Here is a 17,422-nt window from a genome sequence, read left to right on the forward strand (position 1 = left end):
TCAGCATGTTTGCGAAAAGTCTTTACGTTGTAACCAAAACCGAAGCAACTCCCGAAAGCCTTGTTTCGGATATTGCTATCAACGCTCAGCATGCCGTCTTTGCCGGCCACTTTCCGGGTGCGCCGGTTACTCCGGGTGTTGTACAGATGCAGATCGTGAAGGAGCTACTGGAAACACATTTGAGCCAAAAGCTGGCCATGAAATCTATGCGGACATGCAAATTTCTTGAAGTGCTTGATCCCCGGGAAAATCCAAATGTTCGTATTACTATCAAATTCAAGCAGTCAGAATTTTGGGAAGTCTACGCCTCAGGGGAGGACAATGGGAAAGTTTTTTTCAAAATGCAGGCAAGCTATCTTTAACAGAAAGTCCGTTTCATAATGACCTTACAGGACCTCAATTGCTGCATCATTGTTCCTACTTACAACAATATCAACACACTGGGCCGTGTCATTGACTCCCTTCTTCCTTACTCTCGAAACCGGGATATCATTGTCATCAACGACGGTTCTACGGACGGAACAGCCGCTTTGCTGGCTCAATATGGCGATCAACTAACTATTCTGGACAATGGCGTCAACCGCGGGAAAGGCTACGCACTTCGCGCCGGGTTTGCAGAAGCATTAAGACAGCATTACGACAACGCGATCAGCATTGATTCCGACGGCCAGCACCTTGCATCCGACATTCCGTTGTTTCTGGAAGCAGCAAAACAAAATCCTGGCGCTGTGATTATGGGTTCGAGGGACATGGAGCAGGAGGGCGTGCCGGGCAAAAGTTCTTTTGGAAATAAATTTTCCAACTTCTGGTTCAAATTTGAAACGGGCATCTCGCTGCCCGATACGCAGACTGGCTTCCGGCTCTATCCTTTGCGGGAAATCGGGAAGATCAGGCTTTTTACTATGAAGTTTGAAACGGAAACTGAAGTGCTGGTAAGGCTGGCCTGGCGCAATGTCCCGATCGTCCCCGTGAAAATACATGTGATTTATGACAAAAACGAGCGTGTCACGCACTTTCGGCCGTTCAAGGATTTTACCCGGATCAGCGTCCTGAACACATTCCTGGTCATCCTCACTTTACTTTACTATTTGCCCAAAAGACTGATCCGACAAATTAATAAGAAGGGCGTTTGGAAGATTATCAGGGACGAGGCTGTAAAATCGGATGAGTCCAATTTAAGCAAGGCAAAATCCATTGGTTTCGGATTTTTTATGGGCATTGTTCCGGTTTGGGGCTTTCAGTTGCTTATTGGCATTCCATTGTCGATTTATTTCAAGATGAACAAGGTCCTTTTTCTTACTGCCGCTAACATTAGCATCCCGCCTTTTATTCCTTTCATCATTTTTGGAAGCTACAAATTCGGCGGCCTGTTTTATCAGAACGGTGTACAACTCACTTCATTTGAGAATCTTACGCTCAGCTCGATCCATGTAAATTTCGTACAATATTTTATAGGCGGCACATTGCTCGCAGTCGCAGCCGGACTGGCAGGCTTCCTTATAACCTATCTTTTACTGGCTATTTTTCGCAAGTAACGGCGCTGGCCCGGCGCTTCCCTAATTACTGAATTCTACAAATTTTTATAAAATCTATACGAATTGATCAAAAATTAGCGGTTTCGCATTTTGTTATGAGGTCCCATTCTCTATATTTACGAGATTTTAAAACCTATAACCTAATTTGTTTATCGCATGAGTAACATTACCTATTTAGTGCCGGCTTTAGGCCTTGTTGGCTTGCTGGTTATGTTCTTCAAAAGAGGCTGGGTCGTCCGGCAGGATGGTGGAAGTCCTGAGATGAAAGAGATCGCGGACGCAATTGCAGATGGTGCCCTTGCCTTCCTGAAAGCCGAATGGCGTGTACTCATAGTATTTGGTATCATTGTTAGTATTTTACTCGGTTACTCGGGCACATTGGTTGAGAATTCCAGTGCCTTCATTGGTATTTCGTTCCTGATTGGTGCGTTCATTTCAGCATTTGCGGGCTATATCGGGATGAATATTGCTACAAAATCCAACGTCCGCACCACGCAGGCGGCACGCACAAGCCTTACCAAAGCATTGGAAGTGTCATTCACCGGCGGTTCCGTAATGGGCATCGGGGTGGCGAGCCTCGCCGTAATTGGTTTGGGCGGATTGTTCATCATTTTATATCATTTTTTTGTTGGTGACAGCACGGACGTTAATGGTCTGGGCATGGAAAAAGTGCTTGAAGTGCTTGCCGGATTTTCACTTGGCGCGGAGTCTATCGCGCTTTTTGCACGCGTAGGCGGTGGTATTTATACAAAAGCTGCTGATGTTGGCGCCGACCTTGTAGGAAAGGTAGAAGCCGGAATCCCGGAGGATGATCCGAGAAACCCTGCAACCATTGCAGATAACGTAGGTGATAACGTGGGCGACGTAGCAGGTATGGGAGCGGATTTGTTCGGGTCGTATGTGGCAACAATTTTAGCAACGATGGTTCTTGGCCGCGAGATCATTGCTGAGGGAACGGATAATTTTGGCGGGATAGCTCCGATTTTGCTTCCTATGGTCATTGCCGGAATGGGCCTTATCGCTTCCATCATTGGTATGCTGCTGGTTCGGGTTAAAAATGATCAGGGAAATGTGCAGGCCGCTTTGAATTTGGGTAACTGGGCCTCAATCATTCTTGTTCTGATCGTCAGCTATCCGCTCACCCTGTGGATGCTGCCCGAAGGAACATTAACCATTCGCGGTGTCGATTTCACTGCGCTGGACGTTTTCTGGGCTATTTTGCTGGGATCAATTGTAGGTGCAATCATGTCTATGGTGACGGAATATTACACGGCTATGGGAAAAAGACCTGTTCAATCCATTGTAAATCAATCTTCCACTGGTCACGCTACGAACATTATCGGCGGACTTTCCGTGGGTATGGAATCTACGGTTATCCCAACATTGGTGCTGGCAGCCGGTATTTTTATCAGTTATGAATTTGCAGGCTTGTATGGTGTTGCGATTGCCGCAGCCGGAATGATGGCCACCACAGCCATGCAATTGGCTATCGATGCTTTTGGACCAATCGCGGACAATGCAGGTGGAATCGCCGAAATGGCACATTTGCCGGAAGAAGTTCGTGGCCGTACGGACATTTTGGATGCCGTTGGTAACACAACTGCTGCTTCCGGAAAAGGCTTTGCCATCGCTTCCGCCGCCCTTACTTCGCTGGCGCTTTTTGCTGCTTTCTGCGGTGTAGCAGGCATTAGTTCTATTGATATTTATAAAGCCAATGTGCTGGCCGGCTTATTTGTAGGGGCCATGATCCCGTTCATTTTCTCATCGCTGGCCATTGCGGCCGTTGGTCGTGCTGCCATGAAAATGGTTGAAGAAGTGCGCAGACAGTTCCGCGAAATCCCTGGCATTATGGAAGGCACCGCAAAGCCCGAATATGACAAATGTGTGGCTATTTCTACGCAGGCTTCTATCCGTGAAATGGTTGCGCCGGGCTTGATCGCACTTATCGTTCCTGTCCTGGTCGGTTTTCTTTTCGGGCCGGAAGTACTTGGTGGAACATTGGCGGGTGTGACCGTGTCGGGTGTGTTAATGGGTATTTTCCAGAACAATGCCGGCGGCGCCTGGGATAATGCGAAAAAATCCTTTGAAAAAGGTGCTGTCATCAATGGCGAAACCTTCTACAAAAAGTCAGAGCCGCACAAGGCAGCCGTGACGGGAGATACAGTTGGGGACCCATTCAAAGACACATCGGGCCCATCCATGAACATCCTGATTAAGCTAATGTCCATCGTCTCCCTGGTAATCGCCCCGCACATCGCTGTGGATAAGGACGATCTGGAAGGAAGTTTGAAACAAAAAGAAATTCAAGTTACTACGGCTCAGGTTTCAACTATTGAAACTGAGGCGAATGTTGCGGTTTATCCTTTAAAGAAGATTGTGGAATAGTTGCTTATTATTATTCAAAACCGCCCGGCGTCAGTTTGTCGGGCGGTTTTTTTGTTTTTTAGTCAATAAAATTGCATCTTTTGATCATTAATAACTTCGATCAAGAACCAATGTTGAGTAAATCTGTAATACAGCAGCGCTTGAAGTCTTCGAAACCCCAGTTAAGTAAAATGGGTGTCAGTAAGATCGGCTTGTTTGGTTCAGCACGGAGAAATGAAAGAAATGAGGACAGCGATATAGACATCTTGGTAGACTTTGATAATGATATGGAGACGTATCTCAATTTTATTGCTACGTGCGACTTTTTGGAATCAATGTTCCAAGAGGAGAAAGTTGAGGTCGTTTCATTGAAAGGGCTGAGCCCGTTTATAGGCCCTCATATTCTTAATGAGGTTGAATATGTCTAAGACATACATTGAATATTTACGCCATATTTTACTGGAATGCGAATACATTGCTTCGGTCATATCTGCAAATACGAGCAAGGATGAATTCATGCGTGACGAAACCCTAAAAAGGGCCGTAGTTCGCAGTTTGGAGATCATCGGAGAAGCAACCAAGAAAATTCCGGCTGACGTGAAAGTTAAATGGAGCAAAATTGCATGGAAAAATATGGCGGGAATGCGCGACCGGCTGATTCATGATTATATGGGAGTTAATTATGCTATCGTCTGGGATGTCGCGAAAAATATTATCCCCGTTATAAAAATTCAGGTAGAAGAAATCATATCAGCCGACCATTAACTTCCCCCGGAACGATTTTTGTTGAGATATTTTGCTTTTGCTTGGATTGCTGATAAGGCGGTTGGTGCGGGGCGATTTATCTCATCAAAAAGAATGATCATGAAAAAAGTATTTGTTTTAGCTGCAATGATCGGATTGTCGACGGCAGCATTTGCACAACAGGACGACTCGAGGACAAAAACGGAAAAGGCTGTCGATAATACGAAAGCTGCTGGCAAAAAAGCTGGTAAAGAGATTAAGAAAGACGCTAAGGTGGTTGGTGAAAAAACCAAAGAAGGCGCAGAGGCAGTGGGTGATGGTGTAGAAAGAGGCGCTGACAAGGTTGAAAAAGGAAGCAAAAAAGCTTACAAAGCGACCAAAAGAGAGGCCAAAGAAGCCAAAGAAGACATTAAAGAAAAAGTAGATAACTAACGGATACCCAGTTGATTTGCATGCCCATCAGAACATTCCCGTTTTGATGGGCATTTGTATTTTACAAAGAACCCACTTTTAGATATTCATCAATGGTGAAAATATTGTACTTATTGATAAACAGGAACTTAATTGCCTGAAACACCCGTTCATAATTAGTAAGTTTTTAGAAATTCATGAGTCGCAAGCAGTATTTTTTCATCATTCTCATCCTTGGCTTCCTGGCCACAGTCAGCCCTTTTTCCATTGATATGTATCTTCCTGGTTTTCCGCGGATTGCGTCGGATCTGGGGACTACAATCGATCAGGTGCAGTTGTCCCTGACGAGCTATCTTATCGGGATCTGTCTTGGGCAGATATTGTATGGTCCGCTCTTGGATCGTTTTGGTAGGAAAAAACCACTGTATGCTGGGTTAGCCTTATACGTGGTGGCATCTTTCGGATGTGCGCTTACATCTTCTGTGGATTCACTGATTGTAATGCGTTTCTTTCAGGCCATGGGCGGATGTGTGGGTCTGGTGGCTTCGCAAGCGCTTGTTAGTGACCTTTTTCCATCTGAAAAACGCGCCGAAGTTTTCTCCCTGATTACCCTCGTTATTGCCGTTTCACCCATGATCGCCCCTACGATTGGCGGTTATGTGACTGCTTCCATCGCATGGCAGTGGATATTCATCATTCTGGCCGGAATTGTTTCCATGATTATTGGCGCCATTTATTTCTTTCTTCCAACAGGCAGAGCGGCCGATACTTCGGTTTCATTGCGCCCGAAGGCGGTTATGAATGGTTTCGTGACGGTTATCAGACAGCCTCAGTTCCTGATCTACACATTGGCGGGCGGCCTGGCAACAGCGGCTCCATTTGCTTATATCGCTGGTTCGTCAGATGTTTTCATGAACATTTACAAAGTTTCCGAGCAGCAGTACGGTTGGATTTTTGCGTTTCTCGCGGTTGCCATGATCGGTTCCACGCAACTGAACCACATTTTGCTTAAAAAATTCAAGAGCGAGCAAATCATAAAAGTCACTTTGTTTTACCAAAGCATTGTGGGCATTTTGCTTATAGCAGGTGTTTATAACAACTGGTTTGGTCTGTATTCACTGATTGGGATGATGTTTGTTTTCCTCACCGGACAAGGCCTGACGAGCCCGAACAGTTCCGCATTGTCACTTGCGCCATTCCGCAAACATACGGGCAGCGCTTCGGCGTTGATGGGGAGCTGGAGAATGGGTGCCGGGGCAATAATTTCTGCTATTGTGAGTATTCTGCACAACAATACAGCCTTGCCGATGGTCGGTATGATGGCGGCCTGTTCTTTGGGTGGGCTGGTTATTTTACATGCTGGTAATGCAGTTGTAAAACATCAGGTAAGCAGAAAAGAAGTGGAAGACGAAGTTTCGGTTTTGCTTTAATCGAGCTCACTGCTATACGGCGCAGAATTTTGCGCACCCGCACGGGTTACGGATATGGCAGCCGCGTCGCAGGCAAAACGGCAAGCATCCGGCCAGTCTTTGCCGGAAGAAAGGGCGGTGAGTAGAGCCCCGTTAAAAACATCCCCCGCAGCCGTCGAGTCCAGCGCTTTCACTTTTTTAGAAGGTATAATTTCAGCAAATTGTTGATTGGATAAATAAACTCCTGCACTGCCTAGTGTAATGATAACATGCTCAATGCCAGCTCGGTGAAAGAAGTTGGCAGCTTGATGCATAGAGACTTCATTATCAGGATAAATGCCGGTCAGGATCCCGGTTTCCGTTTCATTAGGTGTAATGAGAAAAATACCTTCGAGCAGTTGCTTGCTTAACGCTACTGCAGGAGCGGGGTTGAGGATAACTTTAATGTTGGAACGCAGACATTTATCAATAATGTATGCAACGGTTTCCAAAGGAATTTCAAGCTGGATCAGCACAAAAGCCACATCATTGAAAATCTCATCCGGTAGGTCTGCCGGGCGCAGATCCATATTTGCGCCGGATGCCACGACAATCTCGTTTTCACCATTTGCATTGACGGTAATAAGCGCGACGCCGGAAGCATAATCAGCGGTTTCGAGCAGATATTGAATGTCAAGGCCTTCTTTCAAAAAACCTTTTTTTGCCTCGTCCCCAAAAATATCCCGACCGATTTTAGCCACAAAGCGAACGTCAGCACCCAGCCGCGCAGCTGCAACGGCCTGATTAGCACCCTTTCCACCTGCATTCATCATAAATTTTCCACCGAGAACAGTCTCACCGGGTTTTGGAAATTCAGCCGTTCGCACAACCATGTCCGTATTGGAGCTTCCGATCACGAGCACCTTATTTCTCATTCCTCAACGTTTTCTGGCAACTAAAATCCCTAATCCGTAATGTTGCGGATAGTTATAGAGTTTGTGACCCGTTTTTTTGGCCAGATCCTTCACAGCCCTCCGCACCTCGGGGAAACTTTCTGTGTCGTGAAAAATCGTGCAATCGCTATGTTGTGCCGCCCAGAGGCCACATTCAAATGTTTCTGCGTAATTATGGACAATGTCCACGTGGGCCAGATTATAATGTTGATTATCAGTAGCAATCCAATCTTTGTAGTCTGATTTTACCAGCTGAATGTTAGCATAGCCAGCAAGCCGCTTACTCGTTTCTTCAAAATGCTCATTTTTATTGACCGTATGAACATCCCCCTCGAAGGTGTCCACGCCGGTGACACTCTCGAAATAATTGGAAAAAACCACCGTCGAATATCCAAACTCTACACCAAATTCAATGCAGCGATCCCGTTTTAAGTCAAATTGATCGATAATGTCCTCCACGATCATTTCCAGACCTTTCCAAGCTGAAACAATTTCCAGCATTTTTTCAGGCTTGCGAAAATTCTTCGGCTTATATGGTTTGATATCCGCAATAAAATTCTCACGAATGTAAGTTCTTAATCCCATGGCATGTCGCATATAGTTATTACAAACCTAGAATAAAAAATTCAGACACGGACAACTGATTTTATCAAAACATGGAGCAAAACGATGGAAAAGCTTTCCGGATCGAGCACGTTGCAAACTTCTAAGCCGAACCAAACGCATATCCGTGGCAAAACAGTACAGAGCAGGATAGTTAAGACATTTGAATTGGCATTATTGTATCAATAAATGTGTATTTTTTTAGTTAATTGATTATATTAAATAAAAATTGCGCGTTTTTTCCTGAACCCACAGTTATGATTTTTATAGGAAGATTGATTTTGACCATCCTGCTGGCTGGATCGGCGCTCTGTTTCCAGTCCTGCAACAAATCGTCGGATAACCAGGCTGTTGAAGAAGATATTCCAAAGGAAGTCAGCTATAACTTTGACATCCGGCCTATCCTGTCTGACAAATGCCTCGCCTGCCATGGTCCCGATGCCAACAAGCGCGAGGCGGGATTACGGCTTGATGTGGCCGAAGATGCGTTTAAAGCTTTGCAGGAAAATCCAAAAGCGCACGCATTGGTCGCTGGTAAGCCCGAACTTTCACAGGTCTATCTGCGCATTACCACCGCCGACACAGCACTTCGCATGCCTCCCACAGGCTCCAATCTCAAATTAACACAACGCGAAGTTGACCTCATCGAAAAATGGATTAAACAAGGTGCGAAGTATGAAAAGCACTGGGCTTTTGTGGCGCCGAAAAAACCTGCGTTGCCGGAAGTCGACGATAAGGATTGGCCTAAAAATGAGATTGACTATTTCATTTTACAAAAACAGGAACAAAAGGGGGTTAAACCCAATGAAGAAGCCGATAAGGAGCGACTGCTTAAACGCCTCAGCCTGGACATTACCGGATTGCCGCCGACATTGAAAATGATGGACGAGTTCATGGCCGATAATAGCGCAAACGCCTATGAAAAAATGGTAGACCAGCTCTTGAAAAACCCTGCATATGGCGAGAAAATGGCCATTCACTGGCTGGATCTGGCGCGTTACGCGGACTCGCATGGTTACCAGGATGACGGTTACCGCACACAGTGGCCATGGCGCGACTGGGTGATCCATGCATTTAACAAAAACATGCATTACAATGACTTCGTAACGTGGCAGTTAGCAGGCGATTTGTTGCCGAACAGTTCAAAGGAACAATTACTGGCGACAGGTTTTAACCGAAACCATAAAATCACAGAAGAAGGCGGCGTTATCCCCGAAGAATATCGCATTATGTATGTAACGGACCGTAATGACTTGTTTGGTAAGGGGTTACTCGGCGTTACGCTGGAATGTGCGCATTGCCATGACCATAAATACGATCCTTTTTCCCAAAAGGAATATTACCAGATGTTCGCGTTCTTCAATAATGTGAAAGAAGTGGGGATAGAATCCGTGATCGGCGGGCCGGAAACTTATGCGAAAAAGCCGTTGATGGAGATCAGTAATGACGACGTGAAGAACATTCTGACATTTATCAACAAACCTGACACGAACCGGTTGATCGTCTCGGTAATGGGCGATCTGGACACCTTGCGGAAGACGCATATTTTGGAACGTGGTGTTTACGATGCGCTGGGCGATGAAGTGCAGCCTGCAACGCCCACTTCGATTTTGCCATTTGATAAAAGTTATCCAAAAAATAGGTTAGGGCTTTCCAAATGGCTTTTTGATAAGAGAAATCCTTTGACTTCGCGGGTTTATGTGAACATTCTCTGGCAGGAATTTTTCGGAAAAGGCATTGTCAAAACGTCCGGAGATTTCGGCATGCAAGGCGAGCTTCCTTCCCATCCGGCATTGCTGGACTGGCTCGCGACCGATTTTATAGACCACGGGTGGGACATTAAACGGCTTGTAAAACAAATGGTTACGTCTGCCACTTACAAGCAATCCGCTGTTGTGACGAAAGAAAAGCTAGCCACTGACCCGGACAACATTCTCCTCGCCCGCGGGCCGCGGTACCGCATACATGCGGAATTTATCAAAGATCTCGTGCTTGCCAGCAGCGGCCTGCTCAACAAAACCATTGGCGGACCCAGCGTGAAACCCTATCAGCCCGCCGGACTCTGGGAAGGCGCGACGTCAGGACGCGGGTTGCTATCCGTTTATAATCAGGATCATGGCGGTGCATTGTATCGCCGCGGGATGTATACATTAATCAAAAGGACGGTTCCGCCGCCAACCATGAGCATTTTCGATGCGAGTAACCGCGACTTGTGCGAAGTAAAAAGGTTAAAAACAAACACACCATTGCAGGCGCTCGTAATGATGAACGATCCGGCTGTGCTGGAAGCTTCGCGTGTGCTGGCGGCCAAGCTGTTGCAGGAAAAAAGTGAGGCAAAAGAGAAGATCACAAAAGCATTCCGGCTGATCGTTTGCCGCAAGCCGAGTGACAAGGAACTGGAAGTGCTGAGCGCGTATTACGACAAGCAATTGCAATCCATTAAGCCTGAAAAGGCGGAGAAAATGGTGACGGTAGGAGAGTATCCCCTTACCAAAAAGGTGGATAAAAAAGCACAGGCAGCATTAATGCGCGTCATTTCAACGATCTATAATTTGGAAGAAACCATAACAAAATCTTGAAGCCGACAGCAAAAACTGAAAGCCAAAGTTTGAAACAATATGGAAAAGGAAATATTAGAGCACGGGTTCAACTTCAACAGGAGACGTTTTTTGTCTTCCATGAGCCTCGGGATTGGCGGTGTGGCATTAGGCTCTTTGCTTATGCCCGATCTGTTGAAAGGCGGAGGATTTGAGGAAGACGGTTTAGCGCCCGGCATTCCGCATTTTGCACCGAAAGCCAAAAGGGTTATTTATATGTTCCAGAACGGCGCTCCTTCGCAGCAGGAACTGTTTGATTATAAGCCGAAATTGCGCGAAATGCTCGGAAAGGAAATTCCGCCATCGGTTCGCGGGACGCAGCGGTTGACCGGCATGACAGCCAACCAGGCGTCGTTTCCGCTGGTCGGATCGTTTGTGGATTTTAAGCAATATGGCGATTCGCGTGCCTGGGTGAGTGATCTGATGCCTTATACGGCCAAGATTGTGAATGATCTCTGTTTTGTGAAATCCATGTACACGGAGGCGATTAACCATGACCCTGCTTTAACTTTCCTGCAAACGGGCTCGCAGCAGGGAAACCGGCCAAGTATGGGTTCCTGGCTGAGCTACGGGCTTGGTAATGAGAACAAAAACCTGCCCAACTTCACGGTTCTGCTCTCACGCGGCGTTGGGAATGGACAAGGGGTTTATTCCAAATTATGGTCCAATGGCTTCCTCGATTCGGTGCATCAGGGCGTTCAGTTCAGTAAAGGCGAGGACCCGGTTCTGTATCTACGCGACCCGGAAGGAATGGACCGTCACGATCGCCGGGATATGCTCGACAATCTTTCGCAACTGAACGAGCTTTCATACCAGGAATTTGGCGATCCCGAAATTACAGCCAAAATCAAGCAGTATGAAATGGCTTACCGCATGCAGACTGCCGTGCCGGAGGTGATGGATTTGTCCAAGGAATCGGACGACATTATCAAATTATACGGACCCGAATGTCTGGTCCCAGGCACTTATGCGGCGAATTGTCTGCTGGCGAGGAAACTATCCGAAAATGGCGTACGCTTTGTGCAGCTTTACCACCAGGGCTGGGACCAGCATGGTAACCTGCCTTTTGAGATTACCAAACAGGCCATGGACGTAGATCAGGCATCCGCAGCATTGGTTACTGACCTGAAACAGCGTGGATTACTGGATGAAACACTTGTAATCTGGGGCGGCGAATTTGGGCGGACCAGTTACACGCAAGGCAAATTAACTGCTGATAATTATGGCCGGGACCACCATCCCAGATGCTTTACGATATGGATGGCTGGCGGTGGCATCAAACCAGGAATGGTGTACGGTGAAACGGATGAGCTGGGCTACAACATTGCCAAAGATCCCGTGCATGTGCATGATTTCCAGGCAACTATCCTGCATCAGCTGGGCCTGAACCACGAAAAACTGATCTTCAAACACTTAGGAAGAAGATACCGGCTCACGGATGTTTCCGGCAAAGTGGTGAAAGACATTATCAGCTAAAATATCTGGCAGTAAACGATTGATCAATTTATCGGCTAAATTTTAATGCATTTAAGATTCAGGATTTTTGCAGAACAGCTATTAGTTGCCTCTAATATTGTCATCCTATTTTTACTGATCTTCGAAGACAAACTGGTTATCCCGGCGTGGTTACAAACCGTCGGGCGCATGCATCCGCTAATCCTGCATTTCCCGATTGTGATCTTGCTCATTGCCATGTTACTGGAATTTTTCCGGTTCCGGCCTGAGTACGCGACCAATCTTTTTTACAAAAATTTTCTGCAAAATATGCTGCTGGTGGGCTCGCTTTTCGCTGCTGTTACGGTGGTGATGGGGCTTTTTTTGTCGCAGGAGGAAGGTTACTCCGGCGATATTCTTGATTACCACAAATGGACCGGCGCGGGCATTTTCTTTTTCGCATCACTCATTTATTTTGTACGGAACACAACCTGGTATAAGGCTCCTATTGCCAGGGCGGGCGCTTTTCTGACGGTCGCGGTATTGGTGATGACGGGACATTATGGTGCTGCATTAACGCATGGCAGCAACTTTATCTGGGAACCGATCGATAGTCAGAAAACCATCGCGGCGGTTCCTTTGGAGCAGGCCGTTGTATTTACCCACGTGATCCAGCCGATTTTAGAACAAAAATGCACCAGCTGCCATAATCCGGATAAGCTGAAAGGCCAGCTGAATATGACGGATGCTGCATCTTTGCTGAAAGGCGGCAAATCCGGAAAGTTGTTTGTGGCTGGAAATCCCGAGATGAGCTTGCTGATGAAACGCGTGCATTTGCCCCTGGATGATAAAAAACATATGCCTCCGACGGGCAAGGCGCAACTGACATTGCAGGAGATTTCTTTGCTTACACTTTGGGTTAAAAAGAATGCGGATTTTAAGAAAAAACTCACCGAATTGCCTGCAAACGATTCACTTAGGATATTTTCCACTGCCTACTTGAAGCCGGTTGAACAGGAGACAGACTACCAATTTGATGCTGCTGATGAAGAAACTATTGCGAAACTGAATACAGATTACCGCACGATTTTGCCGCTTGCCCGGGAATCCCCCGCACTCGCTGTGAACATTTACAACAGCGCAACATATGATGTGAAGCAACTGGATGAACTAAGCGAGATCAAACAGCAAGTTATATCATTGAATCTCAATAAAATGCCTGTAAAAGATGCGGATTTAAAGAGCATTACAAAATTTGAAAACCTACGCCGGCTCGACCTGAACTTTACAGATGTTACGGCCGATGGTTTAAAGACATTATCATCATTGAAACAACTGGAAAACCTAACATTGTCCGGTACAAAAGTTAATTTCAATGATCTGAAAGCATTATTGCCAAATCTTAAACCACTAAAAACAGTTTCAGTCTGGGACACGAAGCTGACTGCGGCGGACGTGCAAAACCTACAAAAGGCGAATAAGAACATTGAAATCATCGGCGGGTTCAAAGACGATGGCAAAAGTCCTTTGAAACTCAACCCGCCACAGGTGAAAAACAGCTCCACGATTTTTGCAAAATCGCTTGATTTGGAGCTCAGGCACACGATCAAGAATGTAGACATTCGTTACACGACCGATGGTTCGGAGCCGGACAGCATTAAGTCGCCGTTGTTTGATAAAATGCTGGTTACCAAAAGCGGGACTATTAAAGCCAAAGCATATAAAGATGGCTGGTATGGAAGCGATCTGGCTATTTTTGAGTTTTTCAAAAGTGCCTATAACCCAGACAGCGTCAACTTGTTAGCGCCGCTAAACCGCGTTCACCAGGCAGAAGGAGCGAAGACGTTTTTCGATCATAAACTGGGCGCTATCGGAGCAAACAATCCCGCCTGGGCCAACAACTGGGCGGGTGTGAAGGACAATGACATGGCATTTATTTCAGAATTCAAAACACCGATCCTTTTATCGTCTCTCGGTGTGCATTATATGGTAGAAGAGGATACCGGCATTTTCCCTCCCGAATCGATCGAAATATGGGGTGGTGATAATGCGCAAAATCTGAAATTGCTGACGAGGTTCAAGGCGAAAATGCCGAAAAAAGGCGATAGACCCAGTTTACAAACCGTGGAAGGAACATTCAAGCCACAGAGTGTTTCTTACCTGAAAATCATCGCGAAACCATTAAACAAAATTCCTGACTGGCACAGAAGCAAAGGCAATAAAGCACTGCTGCTGGTGGATGAAATGTTCCTTAATTAACTGCATTCTAGCTTTTAGAGACGCGTCTTAACATTTCCGCACATGCGCGCGCATTGTGATAAGGACATTTCCAGAAGTTGATCTTGTCTCCTTTCACGAGCGTGCCGTCGGCCTTGACGGTGCCGTGCCATTCACCTTTTTCGTGATCTACGAACTTCTCTACGATGTAATCCCAGCTGCGTTCAGCCTTAACTTTATATTGTTCCTCTTTGGTCAGCTGGTAAGCATTGTAAAATCCAACCATTTGTTCCGCCAAAACCCACCAGGAACGATCCGTTTGCAAATGTTTTGTTTCAGGATCAAATTCGTAATTCAGCGCGCCGTCCGCTGCCAGTCCCTTACTAGCGGAATCGGCCATCGCGATCGCCACTTTTCTGAGTTTGCCAATCAGGCGCTCATCGTGCAGGATTTCAGCAGTTTCAAATAAAAGCCAGGAAGCTTCAATGTCGTGCCCATAGGAAACAATGTGGTCTTTCGATTTCCATTTTTCGTCAAAAAACAGCTCCATACTGTTCGTTTTCGGGTTCACGATCCTGGTAATGATCGCTTCCAGCATGTTAGCAGTTTGTTTTTTCAATTTCGGATCCGGCCACACGCTGTATAAATTGGCATAAGCCTCCACCAGGTGCAAATGCGTGTTCATACTTTTGATCCAGGGACTTTTGCTCAGAATGTAATCGTCTGTGCCGGACCAGTCGCGGGCAAATGCTTCGCGGTAGCCGCCATTAACCGGGTCGAATGCGTGTTTTTCGATGACATTAAACAGTTCTTTGGCCTTATCCAATGCAGGCTGAAAATGTGTAACGCGGAAATATTCGCTAAGTCCGTACATGGCAAATGCATTGCCGTAGATCTGTTTTTTGGTTTCCAAAGGCGTTCCATCCGCTTTCACAGACCAATAAACGCCACCATGCTCAGGATCAAAAAAATGCTTTACCAGTTGCTGGTAAGCGCGGTCGGCCAATGTCAGATATTTGGCTTCTTTGAACAGCCGGTGTGCGAGTGAATAAGTCCATAAAATACGGCCTGTCAATACAACGGAGCGATCAGCATCTTTAACAGGCTGATTTTCATAATTCACCCGACCATAAAATCCGCCTTTTTCTGGGTCGGGGCCGTGTTTTTCCCAATAAGTAAGGATGCTGATCAATTCTTTCTTGAAAGCTTCGGGAGTAAATTCGGCCATGTTCCAATTCTTTTTTAGCAAAAGTATACGGCCGGCTGATCATACTTATGGCGAATCCGGACATAAAAAAACCGGGCAAGGGAGTTGTCCGGTTTTATGAATATGTTTGAAGAGACTAGTCGCCCTGGTTTTCTTCCAGGTTATCGTGATTGTCTCCGCCGAGGCTGTAATAGTTGTTTTCTTCGTCTTCTCTGCCGATCATTTCGTCCTCGTCATCGTCCTCTGATCCCGGAACGTCCAGGTCGTCGCCGATCAGATCATCGTCGAAGGATTTTTCATTCCAGTCATCCGATTCCAGTTCTATTTCACTCTTTACTTTTGAAATGTCCTCAGGATCAATATCCGGATCAATCAGGCCCTGACGAAAAATGTCTTCCTCCGCGGGATAATTTCCTGGCAAATCGTCGTCAAACAATTCATCGTCATCATCGTCATATGGATTCATAGCTCAAAATTTATTGGTTTGCTGGTTGTAAGCGAGGTTTTTCTAGTTCTACGGTTCAAATATGTTAAAAAAAATCATTCCAATTTACATTTATATAAGGAAAATTGAGCGGGCACAACAAGTAATAAAGTTTCGGTGAAATGCTTTCTAATATAGACACGGAATTTGTCCGCACGGCGGTCAGCTTTTTATTTATTTAACTCATTATTACTCATTGCATGAGCAAAAAATTATCAAAAATCACAGGGGCATTTCTGGCATTAGCAGGCGCCACCGGCTTGTTTGCTTACACAAATGTTCCGGCTAATCCTCCTACATCCGGTAACAAAAAATTCCCGATTGAAGCAGCTGAACTTAAACTGCCCGCCGGCTTTTCAGCAAAAATCCTGGCAACCGACCTCGGCGCAACCCGCCACATGGTGATCGGGAAAAATGGTGACATGTATGTGAAGCTTTCCAAGCTGAAAGACGGGAAAGGGATTTACCACATCAAAGACACAAACGGCGATGGTGAAATTGAGAGCAAAACGCTTTTCGGGGATTACCAGGGAACGGGCATTGCAATCAAAAACGGTTATTTATACAGCTCTTCCAACAAAGGGGTCTTTCGTTATAAACTGAATGATAAGGAGGAAGTTGTAGATTTTGAAAAACCGGAAAAGATCATCGAAGGACTGACCGATCATGGCCGCGACAATGCCAAGCCGATCACGCTGGATAATGCGGGTAACATTTATGTTACAGTGGGTTCATACAGTGATAATTGCCGTGAAACCGGGTCGGGGAAGGGAATGTCGCCCTGCACGATCCTGGATTCTGCGGGTGGGGTCTGGAAATTCAAGGCGGATAAAGCCGGACAGACTTTTTCGGACGGCGTACGTTTCGCGACGGGTGTAAAGAATGCAGTTGGAATTGACTGGGATCAAAAAACAAATGCATTGTACGCAACCGTGCACGGGCGTGGAAAGTTTGATGATTTTTACCCTCAATACTACACTCCAAAACAAAGTGCTGAACTTCCTGCTGAAACCCTTTACAGATTAAAAGAAGGCGACGATGCGGGCTGGCCCTACATTTACTACGACCATTTCCAGAACAAAAAAATCCTCGCACCGGAATATGGCGGTGATGGCAAGAAGACGGCGGGTGAAAAAGCGATCAATCCTCTGGTTGCATTTCCAGCGCATCTCGGTCCTAATGCGATCATGTTTTACACTGGTAACCAGTTCCCGGCGAGATATAAAAATGGCGCATTCATTGCATTTCACAGCCAGTCTGCTGAGCTGAAAAAAGGCTATTTGGTTGCATTTGTGCCATTTGTGAATGGTAAGCCTGGCAAATGGGAAATTTTTGCGGATAATTTTGCCGGAACGGACCTGGCTAAACCAACCGGCCCGATCCAGCATCGCCCATGCGGTCTCGCACAAGGGCCGGACGGCGCACTTTACGTCACCGATGACCTGAACGGCACTATTTTTAAAATTGATTACAAGAAAAAATAAG

The 17,422-nt window shown here is 46.2% G+C and carries 15 protein-coding genes; 11 read left to right on the forward strand and 4 right to left on the reverse strand.

Annotated features, from left to right (window positions below; genetic code table 11):
- The first annotated feature begins 5 nt into the window (after nucleotides 1-5).
- The 7 genes from L0660_RS24475 to L0660_RS24505 all read left to right on the forward strand — a co-directional run bounded on the left by L0660_RS24475 (nucleotide 6) and on the right by L0660_RS24505 (nucleotide 6,484).
- On the forward strand, nucleotides 6-362 hold the full coding sequence (locus tag L0660_RS24475; protein WP_235161786.1) for a 3-hydroxyacyl-ACP dehydratase: 357 nt from the start codon (nucleotides 6-8) through the stop codon (nucleotides 360-362).
- An 18-nt stretch (nucleotides 363-380) separates the two neighbouring features.
- A complete protein-coding gene (locus L0660_RS24480; RefSeq protein WP_235161787.1) occupies nucleotides 381-1,535 on the forward strand; it encodes a DUF2062 domain-containing protein in 1,155 nt (384 codons plus the stop codon).
- A gap of 156 nt (nucleotides 1,536-1,691) precedes the next feature.
- Entirely contained in the window at nucleotides 1,692-3,920 is a 2,229-nt protein-coding gene (locus L0660_RS24485) for a sodium-translocating pyrophosphatase (protein ID WP_235161788.1), read from the forward strand.
- 170 nt (nucleotides 3,921-4,090) lie between these two features.
- Nucleotides 4,091-4,327: a nucleotidyltransferase family protein gene (locus tag L0660_RS24490; RefSeq protein ID WP_235161789.1), complete on the forward strand. Its 237-nt coding sequence runs from the start codon at nucleotides 4,091-4,093 to the stop codon at nucleotides 4,325-4,327.
- On the forward strand, nucleotides 4,320-4,664 hold the full coding sequence (locus tag L0660_RS24495) for a DUF86 domain-containing protein (RefSeq protein ID WP_233796259.1): 345 nt from the start codon (nucleotides 4,320-4,322) through the stop codon (nucleotides 4,662-4,664). Before L0660_RS24490 ends, L0660_RS24495 begins: the two co-directional genes overlap by 8 nt.
- A 99-nt stretch (nucleotides 4,665-4,763) precedes the next feature.
- A complete protein-coding gene (locus L0660_RS24500) occupies nucleotides 4,764-5,075 on the forward strand; it encodes a hypothetical protein (protein ID WP_157486679.1) in 312 nt (103 codons plus the stop codon).
- 176 nt (nucleotides 5,076-5,251) lie between these two features.
- Nucleotides 5,252-6,484 (forward strand): multidrug effflux MFS transporter, encoded by a 1,233-nt coding sequence (locus L0660_RS24505; RefSeq protein WP_235161790.1) that lies wholly within the window; start codon nucleotides 5,252-5,254, stop codon nucleotides 6,482-6,484.
- Here the strand turns inward: L0660_RS24505 and rbsK are convergent.
- Together rbsK and L0660_RS24515 are read right to left on the reverse strand one after the other, a co-directional pair.
- The gene (gene rbsK / locus L0660_RS24510; protein WP_235161791.1) at nucleotides 6,481-7,377 is read right to left on the reverse strand and encodes a ribokinase; all 897 of its coding nucleotides are present in this window, start codon (nucleotides 7,375-7,377) and stop codon (nucleotides 6,481-6,483) included. The two genes, L0660_RS24505 and rbsK, sit on opposite strands and share 4 nt — an antisense overlap.
- 3 nt (nucleotides 7,378-7,380) lie before the next feature.
- Nucleotides 7,381-7,980, reverse strand: coding sequence for a class I SAM-dependent methyltransferase (locus L0660_RS24515; protein ID WP_235161792.1), 600 nt, complete (start codon nucleotides 7,978-7,980; stop codon nucleotides 7,381-7,383).
- A gap of 275 nt (nucleotides 7,981-8,255) precedes the next feature.
- Between L0660_RS24515 and L0660_RS24520 the strand changes: the two genes are divergently transcribed.
- The 3 genes from L0660_RS24520 to L0660_RS24530 are packed head-to-tail and all read left to right on the forward strand — an operon-like array spanning nucleotide 8,256 to nucleotide 14,288.
- On the forward strand, nucleotides 8,256-10,577 hold the full coding sequence (locus tag L0660_RS24520) for a PSD1 and planctomycete cytochrome C domain-containing protein (RefSeq protein ID WP_235161793.1): 2,322 nt from the start codon (nucleotides 8,256-8,258) through the stop codon (nucleotides 10,575-10,577).
- Between the two features lie 39 nt (nucleotides 10,578-10,616).
- Nucleotides 10,617-12,071: a DUF1501 domain-containing protein gene (locus tag L0660_RS24525; protein WP_233796264.1), complete on the forward strand. Its 1,455-nt coding sequence runs from the start codon at nucleotides 10,617-10,619 to the stop codon at nucleotides 12,069-12,071.
- A gap of 45 nt (nucleotides 12,072-12,116) precedes the next feature.
- A complete protein-coding gene (locus L0660_RS24530; RefSeq protein WP_235161794.1) occupies nucleotides 12,117-14,288 on the forward strand; it encodes a c-type cytochrome domain-containing protein in 2,172 nt (723 codons plus the stop codon).
- Nucleotides 14,289-14,295: 7 nt separating this feature from the next.
- Here L0660_RS24530 and L0660_RS24535 read toward each other — a convergent pair whose 3' ends face one another.
- Together L0660_RS24535 and L0660_RS24540 are read right to left on the reverse strand one after the other, a co-directional pair.
- The gene (locus L0660_RS24535) at nucleotides 14,296-15,474 is read right to left on the reverse strand and encodes an AGE family epimerase/isomerase (RefSeq protein ID WP_235161795.1); all 1,179 of its coding nucleotides are present in this window, start codon (nucleotides 15,472-15,474) and stop codon (nucleotides 14,296-14,298) included.
- Nucleotides 15,475-15,589: 115 nt separating this feature from the next.
- Nucleotides 15,590-15,919 carry a hypothetical protein gene (locus L0660_RS24540; protein WP_235161796.1) on the reverse strand — a complete coding sequence of 110 codons (330 nt, stop codon included), beginning with the start codon at nucleotides 15,917-15,919 and terminating at the stop codon, nucleotides 15,590-15,592.
- Nucleotides 15,920-16,137: 218 nt separating this feature from the next.
- Here L0660_RS24540 and L0660_RS24545 point away from each other — a divergent pair, with 218 nt between their 5' ends.
- Nucleotides 16,138-17,421 (forward strand): sorbosone dehydrogenase family protein, encoded by a 1,284-nt coding sequence (locus L0660_RS24545; protein ID WP_235161797.1) that lies wholly within the window; start codon nucleotides 16,138-16,140, stop codon nucleotides 17,419-17,421.
- Nucleotide 17,422 lies beyond the last annotated feature (1 nt).

The sequence above is a fragment of the Dyadobacter sp. CY351 genome (genome assembly GCF_021502625.1).
Taxonomy (GTDB): Bacteria; Bacteroidota; Bacteroidia; order Cytophagales; family Spirosomataceae; genus Dyadobacter; species Dyadobacter chenhuakuii.